The organism is Nostoc sp. C052 (assembly GCF_013393905.1).
Lineage (GTDB): Bacteria > Cyanobacteriota > Cyanobacteriia > Cyanobacteriales > Nostocaceae > Nostoc.
In genome coordinates this window covers 1,522,591-1,543,693 of sequence record NZ_CP040272.1, presented here as the reverse complement: position 1 = coordinate 1,543,693, position 21,103 = coordinate 1,522,591, and the positions used below count along the sequence as shown (strand labels likewise).

The window sequence follows — 21,103 nt, the reverse complement described above, 5'->3', positions numbered from 1 at the left end:
AGTATTCACCTGCTTATATTCCACCATCATCCCAAATCGGGAACCAATGACGCGATCGCCTTCACCAATTCTTCTGGATCTACAGGCTTAGAAATATGCTGTTGAAATCCCGCAGCGATCGCTTGTTGCTGATTCATCTCACCAGCATAGGCAGTTAAAGCGATCGCGGGAATTGTCCCGCCTTGCTCTGGTTCCAGACTTCTGATCTGTCGCATCAGCATATAGCCATCCATTTCCGGCATCCCAATATCGCTGATGATCAGATTTGGCTGGGATTGACTCAATGCTGTTAAAGCCTCAATGGCTGAGGCGGCAACGATAACAGTTGCACCATACTGTTGCAACATAAAAGGCAAAAACTCTCGCATATCTGCATCATCATCCACCACTAGAATCTCTAAGGCAGATAAGGGCAAAGACTGATTCGCCACCAGTGAAGAGTTATCTTCTACATCCTTAATTCCTTTATTTTTATCCTGTAAACACGGAAGTCTGACGGTGAAAGTTGCTCCTTTAGCTTCGCCCAGACTTTCTGCTTGCACAGTTCCCCCATGAAGTTCTACGAGATGACGGACGATCGCTAATCCTAAACCTAAACCGCCAAATTTGCGAGTTGTCGCACCATCTGCTTGACGAAAATAATCAAAGACATAAGGTAAGAACTCAGGTTCAATTCCCTTCCCTGTATCAGTGACACGGATTTGTACCTGTAAGCCAACTTGCTCTAATTTAATTTTTACCTGTCCACCGATGGCAGTAAACTTAATGGCATTAGAAAGAATATTCCAAATAACTTGTTGTAATCGATTGGCATCGCCTAAAACTTCTCCGATACCAGATTCAAAAATTGTCTGAATTTGGATAGATTTAGCCTCTGCCGATAAACGCACTGTCTCGATCGCAGCTTCAATCACTGATACTAAATTAATCCGGCCGAAGTTGAGGTTAAGTTTACCCTGAAGGATGCGGGAGACATCCAGCAAATCTTCAATTAATTGAGTTTGTAACTTGGCATTGCGCTCAATAGTTTCTAGGGCGCGATCGCTGGTTGCTTGGTCAAGTTTGCGACTCCGCATCAGTTTTGCCCAACCCAAAATCGGGTTGAGTGGTGTTCTCAATTCATGAGACAGCACAGCTAAAAATTCATCTTTGACGCGATTTGCGCTTTCAGCAGCGCTTCTTGCTGTTCGTTCGGCTTCGTAGAGATGGGCACGAGCGATCGCTTGGGCGCATTGTTGAGCAACAGCCAAGAGAAATGCTTGATCTTCTCCACTAAGTTGTTGAGGCTGGGCAAATCCCAAACTTATACCGCCAACTGCCCAACCTTCTACCATCAATGGAATAGAAATCCAGGCATTAAAATCATATTGGGCATAAATCTCTGCTAAATGGGGGTAACGATCTGCCCGATTTTTTGTTGCTTCAGCCCAAATAGGTTTCCCAGTTCGCACCGCTTCTGCTAAGGGAGAGGGTGAATCGATGGCAAAAATACGCCAAGTATTCACCAAATCCTGGTTATAGCCAACTGCACGCACAATTTCCAGTTCCGTTTTACTTTCATTCACCAAGGCGACGAGGGCACAATTTGCTCCTAAGGCAGCCATGCTTTGCTCGACAATAACTTCAGATACTTGGGCTGGTGTTAGAGATTCTGAGAGAGCAGCCGTAATAGATTGAAGACGGGCAATCCGCTCCAATGCTCTTTCTGCTGTTTTTTGTGCCTGCTGCGCTTCTTGGTAAAGACGGGCATTATCGATCGCGATCGCCGCTCGATGGGCAATATCTTCCGCTAATGACAAGTCAGTTGTGTTGTAACGACGCTCTGATTCAGCACTAAAAAAGGAAATTGCACCAAAAACTTTTTCACGTGCAGTCAACGGTAAAATTATACAGGATTTCAAACCGATTTCACGTATAATCCTGAGATGTTCTGCATCTGGGATGCCTTTTACTAATAGTGCATCTGAGATTTCAGTTACCATTTCAGGAATTCCTGTACGCAGCACCTTAGGGACACCTCCAGGTTCATCCAATTTTCTCGGATAATGCTGATGAAGTTCCCAACCGAGTTTAACTTTCTCTGGATCTCGGTGAGCAACTGCTACCCGATTAATTGATTGGTTGTCTTGTAGCAGATCAACGCTGCACCAATCGGCGAAGTAAGGCACAACTAAGTTTGCCACACTTGCTAGCGTGCTTTGGTAATTGAGGGAAGATGCGAGGGTTGCACTTACTTGAGCCAAAAATGCTGCTCGTTGCTGATCGGCTTCTGCTTCCAGTCGTGCGGTTTGCTCTTGAATCAGTTGGATTCGTTCGGCTTCAGATTGTTTGCGATCTGTGATATCAAGCACAACACCACTCATGTGTGTGGCAATACCCGCTTCGTTGAAAAAGGCTTTTCCCCGACAGACTGCGTAGCGGATACTGCCGTCATCCCAAATAATTCGATATTCTAAATTATGCTCCACACCTTCGTTAATAGCTCGACTCAACGATTGAGCCAGCAATCCGCGATCGCTTGGATGCAGACGAGCTAAAATTGCCTCAGAAGTGCCAGCAAAGGTTTCCGGTGTTAACCCAAATAGTTGATAAATTTGCTCATCCCAATCAAAGCGATCGCTGCTAATATCCCAACTCCAAACACCGATTTTGGCAGATTTTAATGCCAAATTTAGTTGTGCTTTGCTGTCTTCTAAACCTTGATAAAGACGAGCATTTTCTAGAGAAATAGCAATTTGAACTGTCAAAATTTCTAATACAGAAAGTTTGTCTTGTGTAAAAGCACTGGAAATCAGATTATTTTCTAAATATAAAATACCAAGTAATTTTGACTGACGGGCGATCGGCAAACAAAGTACAGATTTAGGTTGCTTTTGAATTACATACTCATCCTTGGAAAACAAATTATGTTCAGTGGCATTTTGCAAAATCACTGTTTCCTGAGTTCGCTGAACATAATTCAACATTGATTGCGGAATAAGCTGAGAAATTTCACCCTCTAATATAGGTCGAGAAACATTGAGCTTTTCTACTTGGGGATTAACCTTAGCCTCTACTTCAATCACCAAATTTTGCTCATGTTCAAGCAACAAATAACCGATTTCTGCTCCTGCTTGCTCGATCACAATTTGCATTAATGTCTTCAACAACCGTGAAAAAACAATCTCACTACTGATAGTTTGAGAGGCTTTAACTACTGACAAAAAATCTAAATGCTCACCTGTGGTGATAAACGTGCCATTAGAGACAAGCTGTTGTTGTGGCAATAGCTGAGGATAGGATTCTTCTAGGTGCTTAACTTTAGCAAATGCCTCCCAGCGAATGTAACCATTTTTAGCTGCTTCCAAATAAGTTTTACCAATTAATTCAAACTCTCGCTCCAAGTAGAACTTAGCCGCTAGCTCATTAGCCAAAGCTTCATATTGCCCAAATCCCTGCTCACTGGCTGAAGCAATTGATTGCTCATATAGGCGCATTGCTTCCAAATCTCGACTTTCAATCCGAGCTATTTCCGCAGCTACTAATTGAGACTTGTGTAAGAAGTTAGCAGAGCAGTGGTTAGCCCAATATTGCAATTGTTGCTGATGGAATTCTAAAGTTTGCAAAAACTGTTCTTGCTCTTGATTAGATACTGTTGGATAAAGAGCCGTGAGAGTCAGCGAGTAATATAAAATGTAATCTGTTTCAATTGGTAATGCCAGTGTCGTAACTGGAAATTTAGATAATTCTAAGGCAAATTTTAATGCTTCTGTATATTGTTGATATGTAAAAAAGATAATTAATTTGATAATGTGATAAAAAATAATTCCACTGACAAAACCTGCATCTGTAATTACAGATAAAGCCTGTGATTCATCAAAATTATCATCACTTAGAGTCAGATTGTGATGAGTAAGTCCGCACAGATTCATCAGGAACATCTGCTGTAATCTGATTGTCTGATAGACAGCTTCATGTTTCGACTGACGGGCAAATGTAGTGTATTTATCTAGAGATTTGTATGTATCTCCAAGTGGATATCCTAATTGAATAATTTGCCATGAGCCTTGATAGCCGTTGTAGTTTGCCATCGTTATATCACCTGCTTCCACACAACCAATAAATCCCCGCTCCAAAAAAGGAATATCACTGGCAATATGGTTACACCAAACGTTAATATGACTTCCATGAATGTGTAGAACAACTCCTCTAAGTTTCAAGTCATGAAACTTTTCATTCAATTGAATGGTCATCTCAGAAAATGCATAGCCTGTGGGAATATCATGGAAGATGGAAACCAACAGCATTGCGTACATACTGTAAGCAAAACAAGAATCTTCCGTATTACCAAACTTGAGGGAGTAGTTAACAGCTTGAAGTACAACTAAGGGAAAGAGATTGGGTCTAGCTAAATAAGTAGGTGGCCCCAAAGTGGTCAACAAACTAATCAGTGTCTTAATATTTGGATCTTGGATTACCGGAGCATTAATTAAATCAGAGATTTGTCTATTACCTAAATTTATTAATACCTGGTTTTTTTCAATTGCGATCGCACCTTCTACTTCCTCATTTGTATCAGGTAATCTCACCCCAAAAAGTTTTAAAGCTTCTAATCCTAATGTCAGTGCTTTTTCATATCTACCTGCAACTTGATAGAGTCTGATTTGCAGCATATAAATATTAGATTTATCTACATGAGATTTTGCTTTCAGCAATAATAGATCAAATAATTCTTCCGCTTGCTCTAAATTTCCAGTTAAGAATTCACACTCAGCTTGTTCTCTAAACAAAGTAAATGTTTGTTCGTATTGTTGAAACCAGGCATTTTCAGCCAAAAGATTCATCGCAACACTAAAAAATCTTTTGGCAGGAGTATAGGCTGTAGAAGCTTTTGCTTTTTTACCAGCGATTAAATTCAATCGCACCAATTCATCTTTTTCTGTTTGTTCAATAATTAGATCCACCGCGAGATTAAGTTGATTGACTAGATCAAAAATTTGCTCATTTACTTGTTCAGGTTTAGCATTTTTCAGTAAAAGCTGCCCAATTTTCAGGTGAACAGCCGACTTTGATTCATCAGCAATTAAAGAGTATGCAGCCTGTTGAACTCTGTCATGGTAGAAACGATAGTTTTTATCAACACTTTCATCTGATTCAATGGCAATAATTAATCCTCTTAAAATTGCTTCAAGAAGTGCATTTGCCGTTTCTTCAATAGATTGTTCCCCAACCAATGCCAAAACTTCTAAATCAAAACGATTCCCGATGCAGGAGGCTAATTTAAGCACCTGTTGAGTTGCAAGTGGCAGTTTTTGCATCCGCCCAATCATCAGACTGACAATATTATCTGTAATCCCTTGAGCTTCAATATCAGCTAGATTCCATTGCCACCCACCTTTTACCCCCCTCTGTCCCCCCTGAGCAAGTAGGGATTGAGGAGGGTCAAAATTCAGTAGATTCTCTTGATGCAGTGTTTTGAGAAATTCATTAACAAAGAAAGGATTACCATCAGTTTTTTGGATAATTAATTGAGCAAGGGGTTCTACTTGTTCTGCTGAACTATGCAAGGTATCAGCAATTAACTGATTGACATAGACAAGATTTAGCGGTGTCAGCAGAATTTCGGTCGTTCTTGCCCCATACTGCCGAACCTTATCTATCATCAAATTAAAGGGATGTACAACATCCACTTCGTTATCTCGATACGCCAAAATGAAGCAGAGATACTGAATACTAGAACCAGTAATAATAGTTTCAATTAAATTCAAAGTAGCGGTGTCTGCCCACTGCATATCATCTAAAAAAACAGTGAGAGGATGTTCTTTTTTAGCAAAGACGCTTATAAAGTTCTGAAACACCAAGTTGAATCGATTTTGAGATTCAGCAGGCCCCAACTCTGGGATAGGAGGCTGTTCTCCAACAATTAGTTCAACTTCTGAAATTACATCTGTGATTAGCTTACCATTGTTCCCTAAAGCTGCTTTTATTTCCTGTTTCCAGGTAGAAAGTTTATCTTCTGGTTCAGTTAAAATTTGTCGAGCAAGTGTTTTAAAAGCTTGCACAATAGTGGAATAAGGAATATCTCGTTTGTAGTGATCAAATTTGCCAGAGATAAAAAGCCCACGTTCTCTAACAATGGGTTTGTGAATCTCCTTCACCAGAGAAGATTTACCAACGCCAGCATAGCCATAAACTAACACAAGTTCTGGTTTTCCTTGGCTAACAACTCGCTCAAATACTTGCAAAAGCTTGGCAATTTCTGCTTCTCGCCCATACAATTTTTGGGGAATTTGAAAGCGTTCTGAGATATCTTGCTCACCTAAAACAAAGGATTGAATTTCTCCAGTTGTCTCTAATTGCTGCAAACACTTTTCTAAATCGAATTGTAAACCGAAAGCGCTCTGATATCTCTCTTCTGCAACTTTTGATAACAATTTTATGATGATGTCACAGAAAATTTGAGGAATATTAGAGTTCAGTTTATGTGGATCTAACGGAGATTTAGCAATATGACAATGTACCCACTCTAAGGGGTCTTTACCTTGAAATGGTAGCTGACCTGTGAGCATTTCATAAAAGGTGACTCCTAGTGAATACAAATCGCTGCGATGGTCAATCCCTCGATTCATCCGCCCAGTTTGCTCAGGTGAAAGATAAGGTAAACTGCCTTCAATGCGACTGGAACTGCTAACTATTTGCTGCTGGTAGGGAATGAAAGCAGCAATTCCAAAATCGGCAATTTTTACCTGATTAGTTTCGAGGTTGATTAAAATATTTTGCGGCTTAATATCCTTGTGGACAATGTTACAAGTGTGAATTTGTGCGAGTTTACTGGTGATTTCAATAGCAATCTTCAGAAACGGCACAGGTTGTTGAAATTGGTCTAGAAATTGGTCGAGCGATCGCGCCTGAAAATCCTCCATAATTAAATAAGGGATTCCCTGGTGCATCTCTAAGGCGTAGGCTTTGACTGCGGCGGTGGTATTTAACCTTTGTGCGATCGCATACTCATGTTTGAGTTGTTCAATATTATTGGGTGTACACTGTTCTGGTCGTAGTCCTTTGATAATTACTGGACACTGGTCTTCAACCTTAATTCCACGGTATATGACTGCTTTTACCCCTGCTTTTAACAAAGTCGCAATTTTAAATCCGGGTAATGCAATCATCATGCCAAATACTCCAGCCGTGTTTCTTCAGGGATAATCCCAGCCTAATTGTATTTTAGATACATTTCCTTGGGCAGATAAAATTTAGATAATATCAGATGCGGATAATCACTTCTGCTGACTCTACAGATAAAAATAAGCTACAATTCAAGCAGAGTAAGCATTTCCCGCTCATAAACTCCCCATGTTTGATAACCTGCAAACCCAAATTTACCAACTAGAACAATTTGCCAACAGCCTCGTTTCTAACCAACTGACACATCTTAGTGTAGTAAGCGTTGGTATTATCTTTGCTGCTGGCTTGCTCACCAGTCTCACACCCTGTATGCTTTCTATGCTGCCAATTACCATTGGTTACATCGGCGGTTATGAAGCCAAAAGCCGCCTGCAAGCCGCTGCCCAATCAACTTGGTTTGCTTTAGGTTTAGCAACTACATTGGCAGGGCTGGGGATTATAGCAGGTTTAGTTGGAAAAGTCTACGGTCAAGTGGGAATTGGTTTGCCGATTATTGTCAGCATTATCGCCATTCTCATGGGGCTGAACTTATTAGAAGCACTGCCTATACAATTTCCATCCTTGAATGAAACGAATTGGATTTCGCCAGATTTGCCAACAGGATTGCGTTCTTATTTGCTGGGACTGACTTTCGGCTTAGTGGCATCCCCTTGTAGCACCCCTGTTTTAGCGAGTTTGTTAAGTTGGATTGCTAGTACACAAGACTTAATTTTAGGTGCTGTTTTGCTACTTTCTTACACGGCCGGTTATGTAGCACCGTTGATTTTGGCGGGTACTTTTACAGCTTCAATTAAAAAATTACTAGAATTGCGTCGCTGGTCTGGTTGGATTAACCCAGTTAGCGGGGCACTATTGGTAGGATTCGGTGTATTTTCCTTAATTTCTCGGATTCCCCTTGGTAGTCTTTAATATCAATACCTTTGTTAGATTTTACACGTAATGACTTTAGAAGATTCAGCTGCAAAAGAATTAAAATGGTGGGCGATACCTGGGCAGTTCTTACGGCAAGAGCTTTTGCCTGTACTGACCAACTTACGACTAGCGATCGCACTATTGCTATTGATTGCAATCTTTAGCTCTACTGGTACTGTCATTGAGCAAGGTCAGTCACCCGCATTTTACCAAGCCAATTATCCTGAACATCCAGCTTTATTTGGTTTCTTAACTTGGAAGGTAATTCAAGTAGTTGGATTAGACCATGTATATCGTACCTGGTGGTTTCTGTCATTACTCATCTTATTTGGCACTAGCTTAACTGCTTGTTCATTTACCCGACAGTTACCAGCCTTAAAAGCTGCCCAGCGCTGGAAATATTACGAAGAACCACGACAATTTCAAAAATTAGCTTTAAGTACAGAACTAGATACTGGTTCGCTAGATTCTCTCAGCCAAATATTACAGAAACACCGCTATAAAATTTTTCAAGATCCAGAAAAACAAAATCTCCTTTACGCCCGCAAGGGAATAGTCGGACGCATCGGCCCAATTATTGTTCATATTGGCATCGTCGCTATTCTGCTAGGGGGAATTTGGGGCGCGATGACTGGGTTTCTCGCTCAGGAAATGGTTGCTAGTGGCGATACATTTCAAGTGACAAATATTGTCGATGCTGGCCCAATAGCCGCAAAAATCCCCAAAGATTGGTCTGTGCGAGTCAATCGTTTTTGGATTGATTACACTCCATCTGGTGGCATCGATCAATTTTATTCAGATATGTCTGTCTTGAATAATCAAGGAAAGGAAATTGACCACAAGAAGATTTTTGTCAACGAACCTCTGCGCTATCATGGCATAACTTTCTATCAAACTGATTGGGGAATTGCAGGCGTTCGCGTCCAATTTAACAACAGCCCCGTTTTTCAGCTACCGATGGCGCAATTGAACACCAATGGGAAAGGCGGGCGCATTTGGGGAACCTGGGTTCCTACTAAACCGGATTTGAGTGAGGGTGTCTCTCTGTTAGCCAAAGACTTGCAAGGGATGGTATTAATTTATGATGCCACTGGCAAACTTGTTGATACAGTCCGCGCTGGTATGTACACCGAAATAAATGGTGTGAAGCTGAAAATTTTGGATGTCATTGGTAGCACTGGCTTACAAATTAAAGCCGATCCAGGCATTCCAATTGTTTATTCAGGGTTTGGTTTGCTGATGCTGGGTGTAGTGATGAGTTACTTTTCCCACTCGCAAATCTGGGCATTGCAAAAAGGCGATCGCTTGTATATTGGTGGCAAAACTAATCGCGCCCAAGTTGCTTTTGAACAAGAGGTTTTAGATATTTTAGATCGGCTGAGTTCACAGCCAAAAGGTGAGGAGAAAGAGGCCGCGATTGAAGCTTGAAACGCTCCAGGGGCGCATTCGCATTAGCGTTCGCGCAGCGTCTCGTAGAGAAGGAAATCGCTGAGTAACGTCGAGGATGACTTTGCGTTACTCTGCGCTCCTTTGCATTTCAAAGTTATTTACAATTAATTAGAAAATTTCTAGAGGTATTTATTCAACATTGGAACAAAAGATTTCTATATCTGCTCAACTTCAATTTAAGGGACGCGTTTACCTTCTACCCCTAATCGCTGTTTTATTAAATATCACTTCTTGTACTGCTAATAATCAAAACATCAAACATATTTCTCTCGTTGGTGCTGGGGCGAGTTTTCCTGCACCTTTGTATGAGCGATGGCTTGCAGATTATAACCAGCAACATCCTGATGTACAAATTAACTATCAAGCTATAGGGAGCAGTGCTGGAGTGCAACAACTCATTGAAGGTACTGTGGACTTTGCAGCTAGTGATGTGGGAATTACAAATGAACAAGCAGGCAAAATCAAACGGGGAGTAATTGCTTTACCTTTAACTGCCGGTTCTATTGTGTTGGCTTATAACCTCAAACCAGTTGCACAGCAGTCGCCTCAAGTCAATGTGCCAACTGCTCTGAGGCTACCACGACAAGTTTATGTAGATATCTTTCTCGGAAAAATTACAAATTGGAATCATCCTAGAATAGCCGCAGCTAATCCAGCAGTAAGTTTACCCGATTTACCAATTCAGGTTGTACACCGAACAGATGGTAGTGGGACTACAAGCGTGTTAACGCAACACCTAAGCGCCATCAGTCCAGAATGGAAAAGCAAAGTTGGGGCTGGCAAATCTGTAGCATGGCGAGTAGGAATTGGTGGAAAGGGTAACGAAGGTGTTACCGCCCTAATTCAGCAAATACCAGGAGCTATTGGCTATGTAGAGTACATTTACGCCAAACAAAATAAACTTCCTGTGGCTGCAATAGAAAATAAATCTGGTAATTATATTACGCCAACACCAAAATCTGTAGCACAAACTTTAGAAGCAGTGAAGTTACCAGATGATAACTTAATTGCTTTTATCACCGATCCTACCGATGCCCAATCTTATCCCATCGTTACTTACAGCTGGCTTTTAACTTATCAGCAATATCCAAACCGAGTCAAAGCTCAAGCGCTGAAAAACTTTGTTGATTGGGCGGTGATTGATGGGCAAAAATCCAGTTTGGAACTTGGGTATATTCCTTTGTCTAAAAAAGTTGTGGTTCAAGTGCAATCTGCCATCAATAAAATTGCTGAATAAAGCCATCAAGGCTAATCATTGATGATATTTACTTTTGGTGACGCACTTCAACCACGGTATGCACATTACCGCGAGGGGTGAAATCTGCTTTCACCGTAACTTCCAAGGGATCGCAAGCAGCCACAAAATCATCCAAAATTTGATTGGCAGATTCTTCGTGGGAAATGTAGCGATCGCGATAACTATTAATATAAAGTTTGAGCGCCTTCAATTCCACTACCCGTTCATCAGGAATATATGTAACGTAAATTGTCGCAAAGTCAGGATAACCGGAAAACGGACATTTACAAGTAAATTCCGGCAAAGTGATGCTAATGTCATATCGCCTCCCCACACGCGGATTCGGAAAGGTAATTAATTTACCTTCCGCAATGTCGCGTTCGCCATATTTCATTTCTTGGCTTGCCTGGGATACACTATCATTTGTCATTTGTCATTTGTCATTAGTCATTTGTTATTAGTTATTTTACTGATCTTTACGTCCTTTTAGTAATTTTATAAGTAGGTAGGCATAAATTAACCTAACTATGTAACCAAATGTAAAATCGTCAAAGTCCTTGTGATTGCTTCGTTACACTCCGTTTCACTCGCAATGACATACTTGTAAATTTTCCCACCTACCTACTTAACTCCTAACTCCTAACTCCCTCTCAATACTCTTCCTTCTCCCAATCTGGACAATTCTCATCTTCACAACCGTGGGGATGCATACCACAAACTAACAAATTACCACCATATACTTGCCCGTGGTAATGACTACAACCGATGCAGGCAGGATTTTTTTCGGCTGTGGGTTCGACTAAATAAGGAAAACCCGGATCTACATCTGCAACAATGTCTTCCAATTCCCAGTAAGCTTCCATCATTGGTTCAGCAAAATCCTGTAAATACTGATCGACTTCAGTAACAATGTTATTGTGTACTTGCTCGGTCACTTCTTCCGTTAGCTCAAAAAATGCGTCTACCACTTCACTCATTCCCAGGAAGAAACGCTCTACTTCTTCAGCCACTATTTCAACGATTTCTGCTAAATCTTTTTGCCACTGTTCCATAAACTTGACACCTTTGCAGGCTATAAACAGGACGCTTTATGTTATCTGGCTTGAAGCACTAAAATACACACTAGGCAATGTATTTTATCAAGTTTCTATCCGAAGTGTCATGTCAAAATGCCACTTATTAATGATATTCTGAGCAAAGAATGCTATTGGTCGCGTTGCAATCGTTTTAACTCGTCTTGTAGATTTAGTACTTCTTGGCGTAATTTATCTACATTCTCATCATTTGATACCTCTTTCACCGTTAGTTCTTCGTCATCCTCTAAAATTTCAATGCGACGAGGTTCAGAAGGGGGTGTTTTTTCAGAGGCTTCACCAGATGTTTGGGGCTGTTGGGCTTGCTTCATCATCTCTTCAACGAAGCGGCGGGCTTCTTCTGTGTTCATTTCGCCCTTGGCCACCATTTCGTCTGCCAGTTTTTGGACTTGCGATCGCACTTCGGCTAATTTTCCCCCTGCTTTCTCACCTGCGTAAGAAGCTAATCCAACACCGAGGTAAAAAGCTTTTTGAACAATATCTCCAAAACCAGGCATTGTTGCTAAAGGCTCCTAAAAATAGGGCGACCCGGAGACTACGCCTACCACAAGCCTCCCGTGTTGCTGCTACCTTCCGGTTCTGACAAGATTTGGGTGTTGCGATCGCATAGATCCAGGTCTTCTAAAAGCATAACATGAAAAGTCAGTAAGTGTGTGTCATTCCATAACAATTCGCCATTCATAAAGCTGATAGTTGACGCAACCGTGTTGCACCAAAGGATCGTCAGCCACAATCGCTTCTGCTTCCTGCTTGGAAGCTGCCTCAAACAGCAACATGCCGCCTCTTTGCTCCGCCCAATAACCTGTTCGCGCTTTGTGTCCTTTAGCAATTAAGTCCTGAATGTAGGCTTTGTGAGCAGGTACATATTGGTCAAAGGTAGGTTTATCAACTTTCCCTTCTTCAATTTTTACAAACCACGGCATTAGCTTCTTAACTCCAGTTACAAAGGACTTCCTGCTTTAGTTATGACTGTTTTTGAGTAGCATTTTGATCAAAAATCTGGGCACTCTGCCTCAACGACTTTGGGTGGCAGTTTTAGTCACTGGGGATTCTGTACAATGACATGGGAAAATTTTAGAAGATCCGCGATCGCACTAACAACTTCCATGAAAAATCTAGCTCTATCTGCCATAGCTCTCACCACCGTATCTGGATTAGCTTTCGGGAAAATGCAAACCGCCTCTGCTTTAAATTGGAACTGGAATTATTCTGGTACTGGCATAGCAGCAAACGGTACTCTGACCACTAATGACACCCCTAACGATTTAGGTTTTTACCTGATATCTGGAATTACTGGTACACGAAATGGTGAAACAATTACTGGTCTACAACCCGCTGGGACTCCCATACCAGGCAACGAACCTTTTAATATTGATAATTTAATTAGTCTTAATACTCAGCAGTTAACAGGTGATGGTTTTGGGTATTCCACTTCGGGAGGAAGCTATTCTAGTCCATTTTTCGCGAGTTTTTTGCCGACACCAGGTTATTTAGAGGTTTTTTCTGCGCCGCCAATCATACCAGGTTTTGAAAATTTGGGATTGGAAGATAGTGAGTTACCCATTAGTTTTTCTGCAAGCATCATCACCATCCCTGAATCCACTTCTATTTTTAGCTTACTCATCCTTGGCACTCTGGGTACATCTTCAGTACTCAAACGTCATAAGCTATTCAAATTTACTCAGAAGAAGCCCGAAAAAGTTTCCTAAAACCATCAATAATAATTGAAAAACCCCTACAGGGAAGCAATCTACGCGCAGTGTCTCGTAGAGAAGAGAGTTTCAGATAGAAATTTAAACCCTTGAATTTGCAAGAAAAATTGCTATGTCTCTATAGGTTCTTTGAGACATACAGATTAGAGTAATATAGCAGCAACGGTGGTATCATTACATCCAAATGATACCGTAATTTTGTCTAGATATAGAATTCTATCGCCTTGCCAACGGTAGATTATTTCTAAAAGGAGTTTGCTGCAATGTCTACAACACCAACTACTCGATTAATTTTAGAGACTTTACTCCCCCATCTCAAAGTAGCAGCAGCTTATGCCAATTTTCTGCAACCAAAAATTGCTGCACTTCCTGCCAAAGAACAAGCAAAAAACTTTTTTGCTGCCGCCCTTACTGATGCAGATGTGGCTATTCAAAATCTAATAGAAGTAGTATTACTAGCCACTTTCCCAGATATTCGCTTTTATGGTGAAGAATATGAAAGTTCTAATAATACCAAGTATTTTCGGGCTACCGAACTCGGTTCAGAAGGTGATTACTTAGTCACACTCGACCCGATTGATGGCACGAAGTTTTATATGGATGGACATTCTAATTACCAAATTATTCTCAGTATTCTAAATTCGGATGACTTTGAAGCAGTAATTGCTATTTCTCCCGCCCAAAACATTTATTTTTATGCCCTTCGAGGTGAAGGTGCTTTTAAAGGGACGTTGGAGATGAGCTTAGAAGGCTGTGCCCCATTACATATAACATCCGCCCAACCTGCTATTTTGTTGGGATGGGGAATGAATTCTATTGCTCATTTACTAAAAGATCGATATAAAGTAATCGATATAGCGACCGATTACTCTAGTGATATTCAGATTCCCAATCTTAATGGTATTCTTAGTGGCGACTTGAGTGGAGCAGTCATCAAATCGGGCAAATTTCTTGATAGTGCTGCACTCGCTTTTATTGCGAAAGAGGCTGGCTGGATTGTAACTACTCTCGACGGTTCGACTTTACCACCACTGCATACTTGTAAAAACTATAGTCTGCCTGGATTAATCGTAGCTGCCTCAAAATCTGTTCATCAAGACCTACTGTCAGCGCTGCAAAAGACATCTCCGAAAATGAATGTAGAGACGTAGCAGTGCTACGTCTCTACAAGGGTTATGGATGATGCCTATTTAATTTCACCAGATGTCTAAAGTGTAGCTGTTTGAGGTAAAAGCAACTGGATACTATCTTCCACGACTCATAAGCTTTTGACAAAATGAAAATCTGTATTGTTGGCGCGGGTGCAATTGGTGGATATTTAGGGGCAAAACTGGCCCTGGCTGGTGAAACAGTGACGCTGATTGCGCGTGGTTCTCATTTGGAGGCAATTCAAAAAAATGGGCTGAAGTTGCTCATGTCAGACGGTTCTAGCCAAATTGCTACTCCGAATTTGGCAACTAGCGATATTCAGTCAGCAGGGCCACAGGATGTAGTAATTTTAACTGTCAAGGCTCATAGCGTACCTGCGATCGCACCTTTTCTACCTGCACTCTACAATTCTCACACAATGGTGGTGACAGCCCAAAATGGCGTTCCTTGGTGGTATTTTCGTCAGCATGGCGGTGAGTATGAAGGTACGCGGATTCAATCTGTTGATCCAGATGGGATTATTGAAGCTAGTATTGGTGCTGAACGTGCCATCGGTTGTGTGGTTTACCCGGCAACTGAGATAATTGAACCAGGTGTAATTAAACATATTGAAGGCGATCGCTTTACTCTCGGTGAAATCGACGGCACTAAAACAGAACGCATCCAATTATTAGCACAGACTTTAAAACAGGCAGGATTCAAAGCCCCAATCCGCAATCAAATTCGCACGGAAATCTGGATCAAGTTGTGGGGGAATGTGGCATTTAATCCCATCAGCGCCTTGACTGGTGCGACTTTAGAGGATATTTGTCGCTATCCCCTCACCCGTGAACTAGCGCGGCAAATGATGACAGAAACTCAAGCGATCGCAGAAAATTTGGGTATAAAGTTTGGCATTACTTTGGAACAACGAATTAATGGGGCAGAAAATGTTGGTGCCCACAAAACCTCAATGCTACAAGATATTGAAGCCAGACGCGCTACGGAGATAGACGCTATTGTAGGCGCGGTGGCAGAATTGGGAAAACTCACTCAAATTCCCACACCTTATATTGATGCTATTTATGCCAGCGTCAAGCTGCTGGAGGCAACCAAAGTCAAGATTTGATGCTCCCTGAGCTTTTATTGAGGTTGTCTGCAATTGATAAAAGTTGCGTTCAGCGCAGTGGCAATTTGGACAAAAACCTCGCTTGCAGGCGAAGTGCGATCCCTAATTGCAATCGGATTTCCAGTATCACCACCGCTACAAATATCAGGATCAATAGGAATTTGCCCCAGCAGTGGCGCTTGTAATTCTGCTGCGAGTTGTTCGCCGCCACCACTGCCAAAAATTGGCGTGCGTGCGCCACAATCACCACAAATTAAATAGCTCATGTTTTCTACGATCCCAAGGACGGGAACACCAACTTGGCGAAACATATATATGTTACGTCGGACATCTGCGATCGCTACTTGCTGAGGAGTGGTCACGAGAATTACTCCACAAACAGGGCTTTCTTGGATAATTGTGATTTGAGCATCACCTGTACCGGGAGGTAAATCTATTAATAAATAATCCAATTCGCCCCATTCCACATCTTGCAAAAATTGAGTGATAATTTTATGCAACACAGGGCCACGCCATGCCAAAGGACGATTTTCTTCTACAAGTAAACCAACTGACATCAGTTTAATTCCCTGAACTTCTAGAGGTAAAAACTTATCACCTGTAGGAGTATGAATTACTTGAATCTCAGCTTGTCCTAAACCCAACATTTGAGGCACGTTAGGGCCATAAATATCAGCATCTAGTAGCCCAACCTTTGCCCCTTGCAATTTTAAAGCGGCGGCTATATTTACGGCTGTTGTTGATTTGCCCACACCACCTTTGCCGCTAGAAACTGCTAAGGTTATTTTAACGCCAGGAATTGTACAAATTTGAATATAAGTTTTTTTACACCAAGTTATAAATGATAATTTAGATTGAATCTCTGTCTGTAATTGCTGCTGATGGGAACCAATATATAAACGCAAGTAAACATAGTCATCAACTATGCGTAAGTTTCGTACCATTCCCAAACTAACGATATCATTTTTTAAGGTAGGCTCGATGACCTGTTTCAGAAGTTGGATGACTTCTTGCTGATGGGGATTAGTATCTGGTTTTACTTCTTGTTCCGAATGCTGAAAGGGGGATTGGTGGTCAGACATAGTTAGGAGAAGCCTTTCTCTAGGTTATTTATTGCTCCCTTAAGACTATTGCTTTGAATCTTCTGAATTGCCCGTTGCGCTTGGATGGATACTTCTTTGTCAGGGTCATCTAAGGCTTGTTGCAGGGGGTTAATAACGTCGGGATGAGCTAAATTCCCAAGTGCGATCGCAGCTTCTTTGCGGACATCTGCATATTCATCTGTTAATGCTTGAATTAACCTCGGCATAACTTGAATATCTGGAATTTTTTGCAAAGCTTGTGCTGCTGATTTCCGCACTTGCCAATGTTCATCATTTAAGGCTATTTCTAATGCTGAAATTGCTTGATTATTTGCATGAATAGTCAGAGATTTAGCTGCATTTCGGCGAACTTGCCAGTCACTATCATTTGTAAGTGCTTGAGCAAGTATTGTAATCACTTCTATATCTTGTAAATGTTCTAAAGTTAAAGCCGCAGCACGACGTACACTTGCTTCCTCATCAAATATTAAATTTAAAGCTTGCGGACATTTTTCTAGTTGATTGATATATCGCAGTGTTGTAACGGCTGCTTCTCTTAACTCAGGATTTTTTGATTCTAAAAATGGGAAAATATATGGCAAAGATTGAATATCATGTATCTTCCGCAAAAGCACCAAAATATTTAATTGAAGATTTACATCATTACTTTGAAGTTTATCTAGTAAAAGTAACAATTCGTCTTGTGTAATTAACTCATTTAATGCTGATGCGGCTTCAGTGCGAATCTCTGTATCTGCTGAACCGAGGCTTTCAATTAAAGCAGGGATGGCAACAGGATTAGCAATTTCCCAAAGAGCAGATATTGCTATTTTCTGAACAATAACATTTTCATCTTTCAAAGCGATAATTAAAGCGTCGATTGTTTCGTCATCGCCTAGATGTTGCAAGGTTTTGATAGCTACTATCCGATCGTTTACGTCAGGCGATCGCAACATTTCCAACCATTGCTTTAATTCCAAATTATTACTTGCAGACATTTTGAATCCTCTAGAAATAATTACTTCTTCTGCCACTGCACACAACTAGCGCAACAAAAACGGAATTTGTACAGTAATTGCATTCGTTGGACATTCTTTTTCACAAGGTAGACAAAACCAACACTCATCATATTTCATATAAGCTTTCCCCGTCTCTGGATTTTTTGCCAATACATCCAAGGGACAAACTTCAATACAGGCTGTGCATTTTTCTAGACATTTTGATTCATCAACTATCACAGGAACATCTATTCTTTGATTGATTAAAGCCATAAAACAACTCCATGATTTTGTATTGAAACTGTTAAAGGGTTAAACAAATAGGGTAAGCTAATTCACTAGGAGAAAAAGTTTCTCGCTGTCTCCAATACTGGGAATTATAAGTTTCAAAGACTTGAAGAAAATTAGTCTCACTGACTCCATTTAAATCTAAAGATACTGCACAATTTTTCAGCGCTATCAGAATAGCTTGCAGTTCACATATCTCAAAATTCAACAGTGTATTATCGAGATCGAAAATTATTGCTTCATAACCCATTTTTATGATCTTAGGCTGTATTCTAGAAAAGTTATTGAATTGTTGATGGTGCGTTGTGCTCCGCGACAACACACCCTACATTTCTCCCAAAACTTTTAAAACATCCTCTTACTTAACGGCAACATTATAGACTTCTTTGACTGCATCTACTTCCACAATGTAAGGATCTACAGAACGCTTAAACAATACCATTTGCTCTAATTCATCTTTCTTTAAATTGACATGACAAAACCACTCTTCATCATTCTTTTCGGGATAATCTAAGCGGTAATGATAAAGACCCCAACGAGTCTCTTGACGATATAATGATGCTCTGGCTGCCATTTCTGCACAGTCACGAATAAAATGCACTTCTAGACTACGCATCAATTCATGGGGATCACGAGCGCCCATTAAATCTAATGTTTCTTGATATTGGACAAAATGTTTTAACCCAATCTCGATTTTATTGCCTGATTTTGGTGGTTGCAGATAATCATTAACTAAGCGTCTTAATTTATATTCTACCTGGGTGTGAGGTACACCATTTGGGCGAGTTAAAGGTGCATAAATTCTGGATTTTTCAGTTTCTAAAAAATCTGGATCTGGTTCGGTAAAATCTAAATCTTGGATATATTCAATGGCATGAGTTCCGGCTATGCGACCGAAAACAAATGCCCCAATCATGTAATTATGAGGAACGCTAGCCATGTCTCCGGCTGCATACAAACCAGGGACAGTTGTTTGAGCATTTTCATTTACCCATACACCAGAGGCACTATGACCACTACATAAGCCAATTTCGGAAATGTGCATCTCGACGCCCTGGGTGCGATAATCTTCATTTCTGCCTTGATGAAAGCGTTCTCTACTTGGTCGTTCATTCGCCCACAATATGGATTCAATTTCAGCGATTGTATCTTCATCAAGATGGGTCATTTTGAGTTGGACTGGCCCTTTTCCAGAATTTAATTCTTTCCAGATTTCCAACATCATCTGACCACTCCAATAGTCACAACTAATGAAGCGATTTCCTTCGGCGTTGGCTGTATGTGCGCCAAAAGGCCCGGCGACATAAGCACAGGCGGGGCCGTTATAATCTTTGATTAAAGGATTAACTTGAAAGCATTCAATATTGCTAAGTTCTGCACCGGCATGATAAGCCATTGAATAGCCATCTCCGGCATTAGTAGGATTTTCATAAGTGCCGTAGAGATAGCCGGAAGCAGGTAATCCTAATCTGCCACAAGCACCTGTACACAAAATGACTGCTTTAGCTTGAATAACAATATAATCTCCGCTTCTGACATCAAATCCCACCGCCCCAATAGCACGTCCTTCTTTAACTAAGACGCGGGTTGCCATGACGCGATTTGTCACTTTGACTTTGTGGCGTTTAACTTGGCGGGTAAGAATTGTTTTGAGGTCTTTACCTTCTGGCATAGGTAAGACATATTTACCCACACGATGCACTTGTTTTAAGTCATAGTTGCCTTGAGCATCTTTTTGAAATTTCACACCCCAGCTTTCTAATTCTTGGATGACTTCATAACCTAATTTGCCTGTTTGATAAACGGCTTTTTGGTTGACAATGCCATCGTTAGCCAGGGTGATTTCACGCACGTATTGTTCTGGTGTGGAATGTCCGGGAATGACTGCGGTATTAACGCCATCCATACCCATTGCGATCGCACCACTGCGACGGATGTTAGCCTTTTCTAAAATCAGCACATCCGCATCAGGATTGGCTTGTCTTGCCTTGATGCCTGCCATTGTTCCTGCTGTACCACCGCCAATGACGAGTACATCTGTTTTGATCCACTGGGTATTGATATTCATAATATCAAGTATTTTTTATAGGTTTTTGCACAAAGTACGGTAAATTTAGCAAGTTACTGTATTTTAACATTTTTCGGGATTTACAACAAACAAATTATCCAATCTTGTCGGTATTTTTTTGATTTGGAAGTCCCTTATGGAACGTAAAAAAATGTGTAGAGATCATAGATATGTGACTCTACAATGTACTATTTTAAATCTCAATCACTAGATTTTTAGAACAATAGAAATTTGCCGCTTTTCTTGTATTCCTGAAACTTTTCTAAAACAGGCTGGTCATTTGGCATTAATGCAGGTAACTCAGCCAAATCAAAAAATTCCAGCGCCAGCGATTCTCCATCTAGACAAGCGAGGTTTCCTTCCCATTCAACGGCTCGCAAAATCAAAATGAAGTTTTGCACGCGATCGCCATTGGGATAAGTTACAGTTTCATGGGCTGGGTTGGAAGACAACCCCACAGCTTCAAAACCCTTAACCGTTAAACCAGTTTCCTCAAAAACCTCTCGTGCGGAACATTCTTCGGCAGATTCGCCTACCTCAGGACAGCCACCAGGTAGCCCCCAAAGCTTAAAATCACTCCGCTTTTGCAACAAAACGCGCCCCAAGCTATCCTCAATAATCACACGTGAGCCAAATAATAAAAGTAAGCGATCGCCTACAACTTGTCGTAACTTGCCGAGATAGGAGTCTGACCAATTTGCCATAACGAGAATGTCGTGAGAACCGACGAAACGCACTGGCTTCTCTGTGCATCTACTAAAAAATTAATTGCTGCTAATTATTCTTTTATTAATTTAAATATTTTAACTATACCCTTAACTGTCTTAACTGTCCCCTTAACT

16 protein-coding genes and 1 other RNA gene are annotated in these 21,103 nt (G+C 41.0%); 6 read left to right on the top strand and 11 right to left on the bottom strand.

Annotation, left to right across the window (positions count from 1 at the left end; genetic code table 11):
* Positions 1 to 26: 26 nt before the first annotated feature.
* On the bottom strand, positions 27 to 7,151 hold the full coding sequence (locus FD723_RS06235; RefSeq protein WP_179064541.1) for an AAA family ATPase: 7,125 nt from the start codon (positions 7,149 to 7,151) through the stop codon (positions 27 to 29).
* 181 nt (positions 7,152 to 7,332) lie between these two features.
* Between FD723_RS06235 and FD723_RS06230 the strand changes: the two genes are divergently transcribed.
* The 3 genes from FD723_RS06230 to pstS all read left to right on the top strand — a co-directional run bounded on the left by FD723_RS06230 (position 7,333) and on the right by pstS (position 10,762).
* Positions 7,333 to 8,073, top strand: a complete 741-nt coding sequence (locus tag FD723_RS06230; protein ID WP_179064540.1) for a cytochrome c biogenesis protein CcdA — start codon at positions 7,333 to 7,335, stop codon at positions 8,071 to 8,073.
* 30 nt (positions 8,074 to 8,103) lie between these two features.
* The gene (locus FD723_RS06225) at positions 8,104 to 9,504 is read left to right on the top strand and encodes a cytochrome c biogenesis protein (protein WP_179064539.1); all 1,401 of its coding nucleotides are present in this window, start codon (positions 8,104 to 8,106) and stop codon (positions 9,502 to 9,504) included.
* Between the two features lie 160 nt (positions 9,505 to 9,664).
* Positions 9,665 to 10,762 (top strand): phosphate ABC transporter substrate-binding protein PstS, encoded by a 1,098-nt coding sequence (gene pstS / locus FD723_RS06220; RefSeq protein ID WP_179064538.1) that lies wholly within the window; start codon positions 9,665 to 9,667, stop codon positions 10,760 to 10,762.
* 28 nt (positions 10,763 to 10,790) lie between these two features.
* Here pstS and queF read toward each other — a convergent pair whose 3' ends face one another.
* From queF to FD723_RS06195, 5 genes are all read right to left on the bottom strand, one after another.
* On the bottom strand, positions 10,791 to 11,192 hold the full coding sequence (queF, locus tag FD723_RS06215) for a preQ(1) synthase (RefSeq protein ID WP_179064537.1): 402 nt from the start codon (positions 11,190 to 11,192) through the stop codon (positions 10,791 to 10,793).
* 220 nt (positions 11,193 to 11,412) lie between these two features.
* Positions 11,413 to 11,814: a hypothetical protein gene (locus FD723_RS06210; RefSeq protein WP_179064536.1), complete on the bottom strand. Its 402-nt coding sequence runs from the start codon at positions 11,812 to 11,814 to the stop codon at positions 11,413 to 11,415.
* Between the two features lie 152 nt (positions 11,815 to 11,966).
* Positions 11,967 to 12,353 carry a phasin family protein gene (locus FD723_RS06205; RefSeq protein ID WP_179064535.1) on the bottom strand — a complete coding sequence of 129 codons (387 nt, stop codon included), beginning with the start codon at positions 12,351 to 12,353 and terminating at the stop codon, positions 11,967 to 11,969.
* A 25-nt stretch (positions 12,354 to 12,378) separates the two neighbouring features.
* An RNA gene (gene ffs, locus FD723_RS06200) (signal recognition particle sRNA small type) lies at positions 12,379 to 12,475 on the bottom strand.
* Between the two features lie 37 nt (positions 12,476 to 12,512).
* Positions 12,513 to 12,779: a YciI family protein gene (locus tag FD723_RS06195; protein ID WP_179064534.1), complete on the bottom strand. Its 267-nt coding sequence runs from the start codon at positions 12,777 to 12,779 to the stop codon at positions 12,513 to 12,515.
* A 135-nt stretch (positions 12,780 to 12,914) separates the two neighbouring features.
* Here FD723_RS06195 and FD723_RS06190 point away from each other — a divergent pair, with 135 nt between their 5' ends.
* The 3 genes from FD723_RS06190 to FD723_RS06180 all read left to right on the top strand — a co-directional run bounded on the left by FD723_RS06190 (position 12,915) and on the right by FD723_RS06180 (position 15,825).
* Positions 12,915 to 13,565 (top strand): PEP-CTERM sorting domain-containing protein, encoded by a 651-nt coding sequence (locus FD723_RS06190; RefSeq protein ID WP_256875090.1) that lies wholly within the window; start codon positions 12,915 to 12,917, stop codon positions 13,563 to 13,565.
* 266 nt (positions 13,566 to 13,831) lie between these two features.
* A complete protein-coding gene (locus tag FD723_RS06185) occupies positions 13,832 to 14,719 on the top strand; it encodes an inositol monophosphatase family protein (protein ID WP_179064533.1) in 888 nt (295 codons plus the stop codon).
* Between the two features lie 125 nt (positions 14,720 to 14,844).
* Positions 14,845 to 15,825, top strand: a complete 981-nt coding sequence (locus FD723_RS06180; RefSeq protein ID WP_179064532.1) for a 2-dehydropantoate 2-reductase — start codon at positions 14,845 to 14,847, stop codon at positions 15,823 to 15,825.
* Positions 15,826 to 15,839: 14 nt separating this feature from the next.
* On the opposite strand, the gene FD723_RS06175 is transcribed toward FD723_RS06180, so the two are convergent.
* From FD723_RS06175 to FD723_RS06155, 5 genes are all read right to left on the bottom strand, one after another.
* On the bottom strand, positions 15,840 to 16,907 hold the full coding sequence (locus FD723_RS06175; protein WP_179064531.1) for an Mrp/NBP35 family ATP-binding protein: 1,068 nt from the start codon (positions 16,905 to 16,907) through the stop codon (positions 15,840 to 15,842).
* A 2-nt stretch (positions 16,908 to 16,909) separates the two neighbouring features.
* A complete protein-coding gene (locus FD723_RS06170) occupies positions 16,910 to 17,905 on the bottom strand; it encodes a HEAT repeat domain-containing protein (RefSeq protein ID WP_179064530.1) in 996 nt (331 codons plus the stop codon).
* A 45-nt stretch (positions 17,906 to 17,950) separates the two neighbouring features.
* A complete protein-coding gene (locus tag FD723_RS06165; protein WP_012408944.1) occupies positions 17,951 to 18,178 on the bottom strand; it encodes a ferredoxin family protein in 228 nt (75 codons plus the stop codon).
* Positions 18,179 to 18,551: 373 nt separating this feature from the next.
* Positions 18,552 to 20,261, bottom strand: a complete 1,710-nt coding sequence (locus FD723_RS06160) for a fumarate reductase/succinate dehydrogenase flavoprotein subunit (RefSeq protein ID WP_179064529.1) — start codon at positions 20,259 to 20,261, stop codon at positions 18,552 to 18,554.
* A gap of 215 nt (positions 20,262 to 20,476) precedes the next feature.
* Entirely contained in the window at positions 20,477 to 20,965 is a 489-nt protein-coding gene (locus FD723_RS06155) for an NUDIX hydrolase (RefSeq protein ID WP_179064528.1), read from the bottom strand.
* Positions 20,966 to 21,103: the final 138 nt, after the last annotated feature.

Bases quoted from the DNA above. Each gene is read 5' to 3' on its own strand.
- FD723_RS06160 (WP_179064529.1), bottom strand. From the start codon at position 20,261: ATGAATATCAATACCCAGTGGATCAAAACAGATGTACTCGTCATTGGC.
- FD723_RS06195 (WP_179064534.1), bottom strand. From the start codon at position 12,779: ATGCCGTGGTTTGTAAAAATTGAAGAAGGGAAAGTTGATAAACCTACC.
- FD723_RS06210 (WP_179064536.1), bottom strand. From the start codon at position 11,814: ATGGAACAGTGGCAAAAAGATTTAGCAGAAATCGTTGAAATAGTGGCT.
- FD723_RS06205 (WP_179064535.1), bottom strand. From the start codon at position 12,353: ATGCCTGGTTTTGGAGATATTGTTCAAAAAGCTTTTTACCTCGGTGTT.
- queF (WP_179064537.1), bottom strand. From the start codon at position 11,192: ATGACAAATGATAGTGTATCCCAGGCAAGCCAAGAAATGAAATATGGC.
- FD723_RS06155 (WP_179064528.1), bottom strand. From the start codon at position 20,965: ATGGCAAATTGGTCAGACTCCTATCTCGGCAAGTTACGACAAGTTGTA.
- FD723_RS06190 (WP_256875090.1), top strand. From the start codon at position 12,915: ATGACATGGGAAAATTTTAGAAGATCCGCGATCGCACTAACAACTTCC.
- FD723_RS06165 (WP_012408944.1), bottom strand. From the start codon at position 18,178: ATGGCTTTAATCAATCAAAGAATAGATGTTCCTGTGATAGTTGATGAA.
- FD723_RS06180 (WP_179064532.1), top strand. From the start codon at position 14,845: ATGAAAATCTGTATTGTTGGCGCGGGTGCAATTGGTGGATATTTAGGG.
- FD723_RS06235 (WP_179064541.1), bottom strand. From the start codon at position 7,151: ATGATGATTGCATTACCCGGATTTAAAATTGCGACTTTGTTAAAAGCA.
- FD723_RS06185 (WP_179064533.1), top strand. From the start codon at position 13,832: ATGTCTACAACACCAACTACTCGATTAATTTTAGAGACTTTACTCCCC.
- FD723_RS06225 (WP_179064539.1), top strand. From the start codon at position 8,104: ATGACTTTAGAAGATTCAGCTGCAAAAGAATTAAAATGGTGGGCGATA.
- FD723_RS06230 (WP_179064540.1), top strand. From the start codon at position 7,333: ATGTTTGATAACCTGCAAACCCAAATTTACCAACTAGAACAATTTGCC.
- FD723_RS06170 (WP_179064530.1), bottom strand. From the start codon at position 17,905: ATGTCTGCAAGTAATAATTTGGAATTAAAGCAATGGTTGGAAATGTTG.
- FD723_RS06175 (WP_179064531.1), bottom strand. From the start codon at position 16,907: ATGTCTGACCACCAATCCCCCTTTCAGCATTCGGAACAAGAAGTAAAA.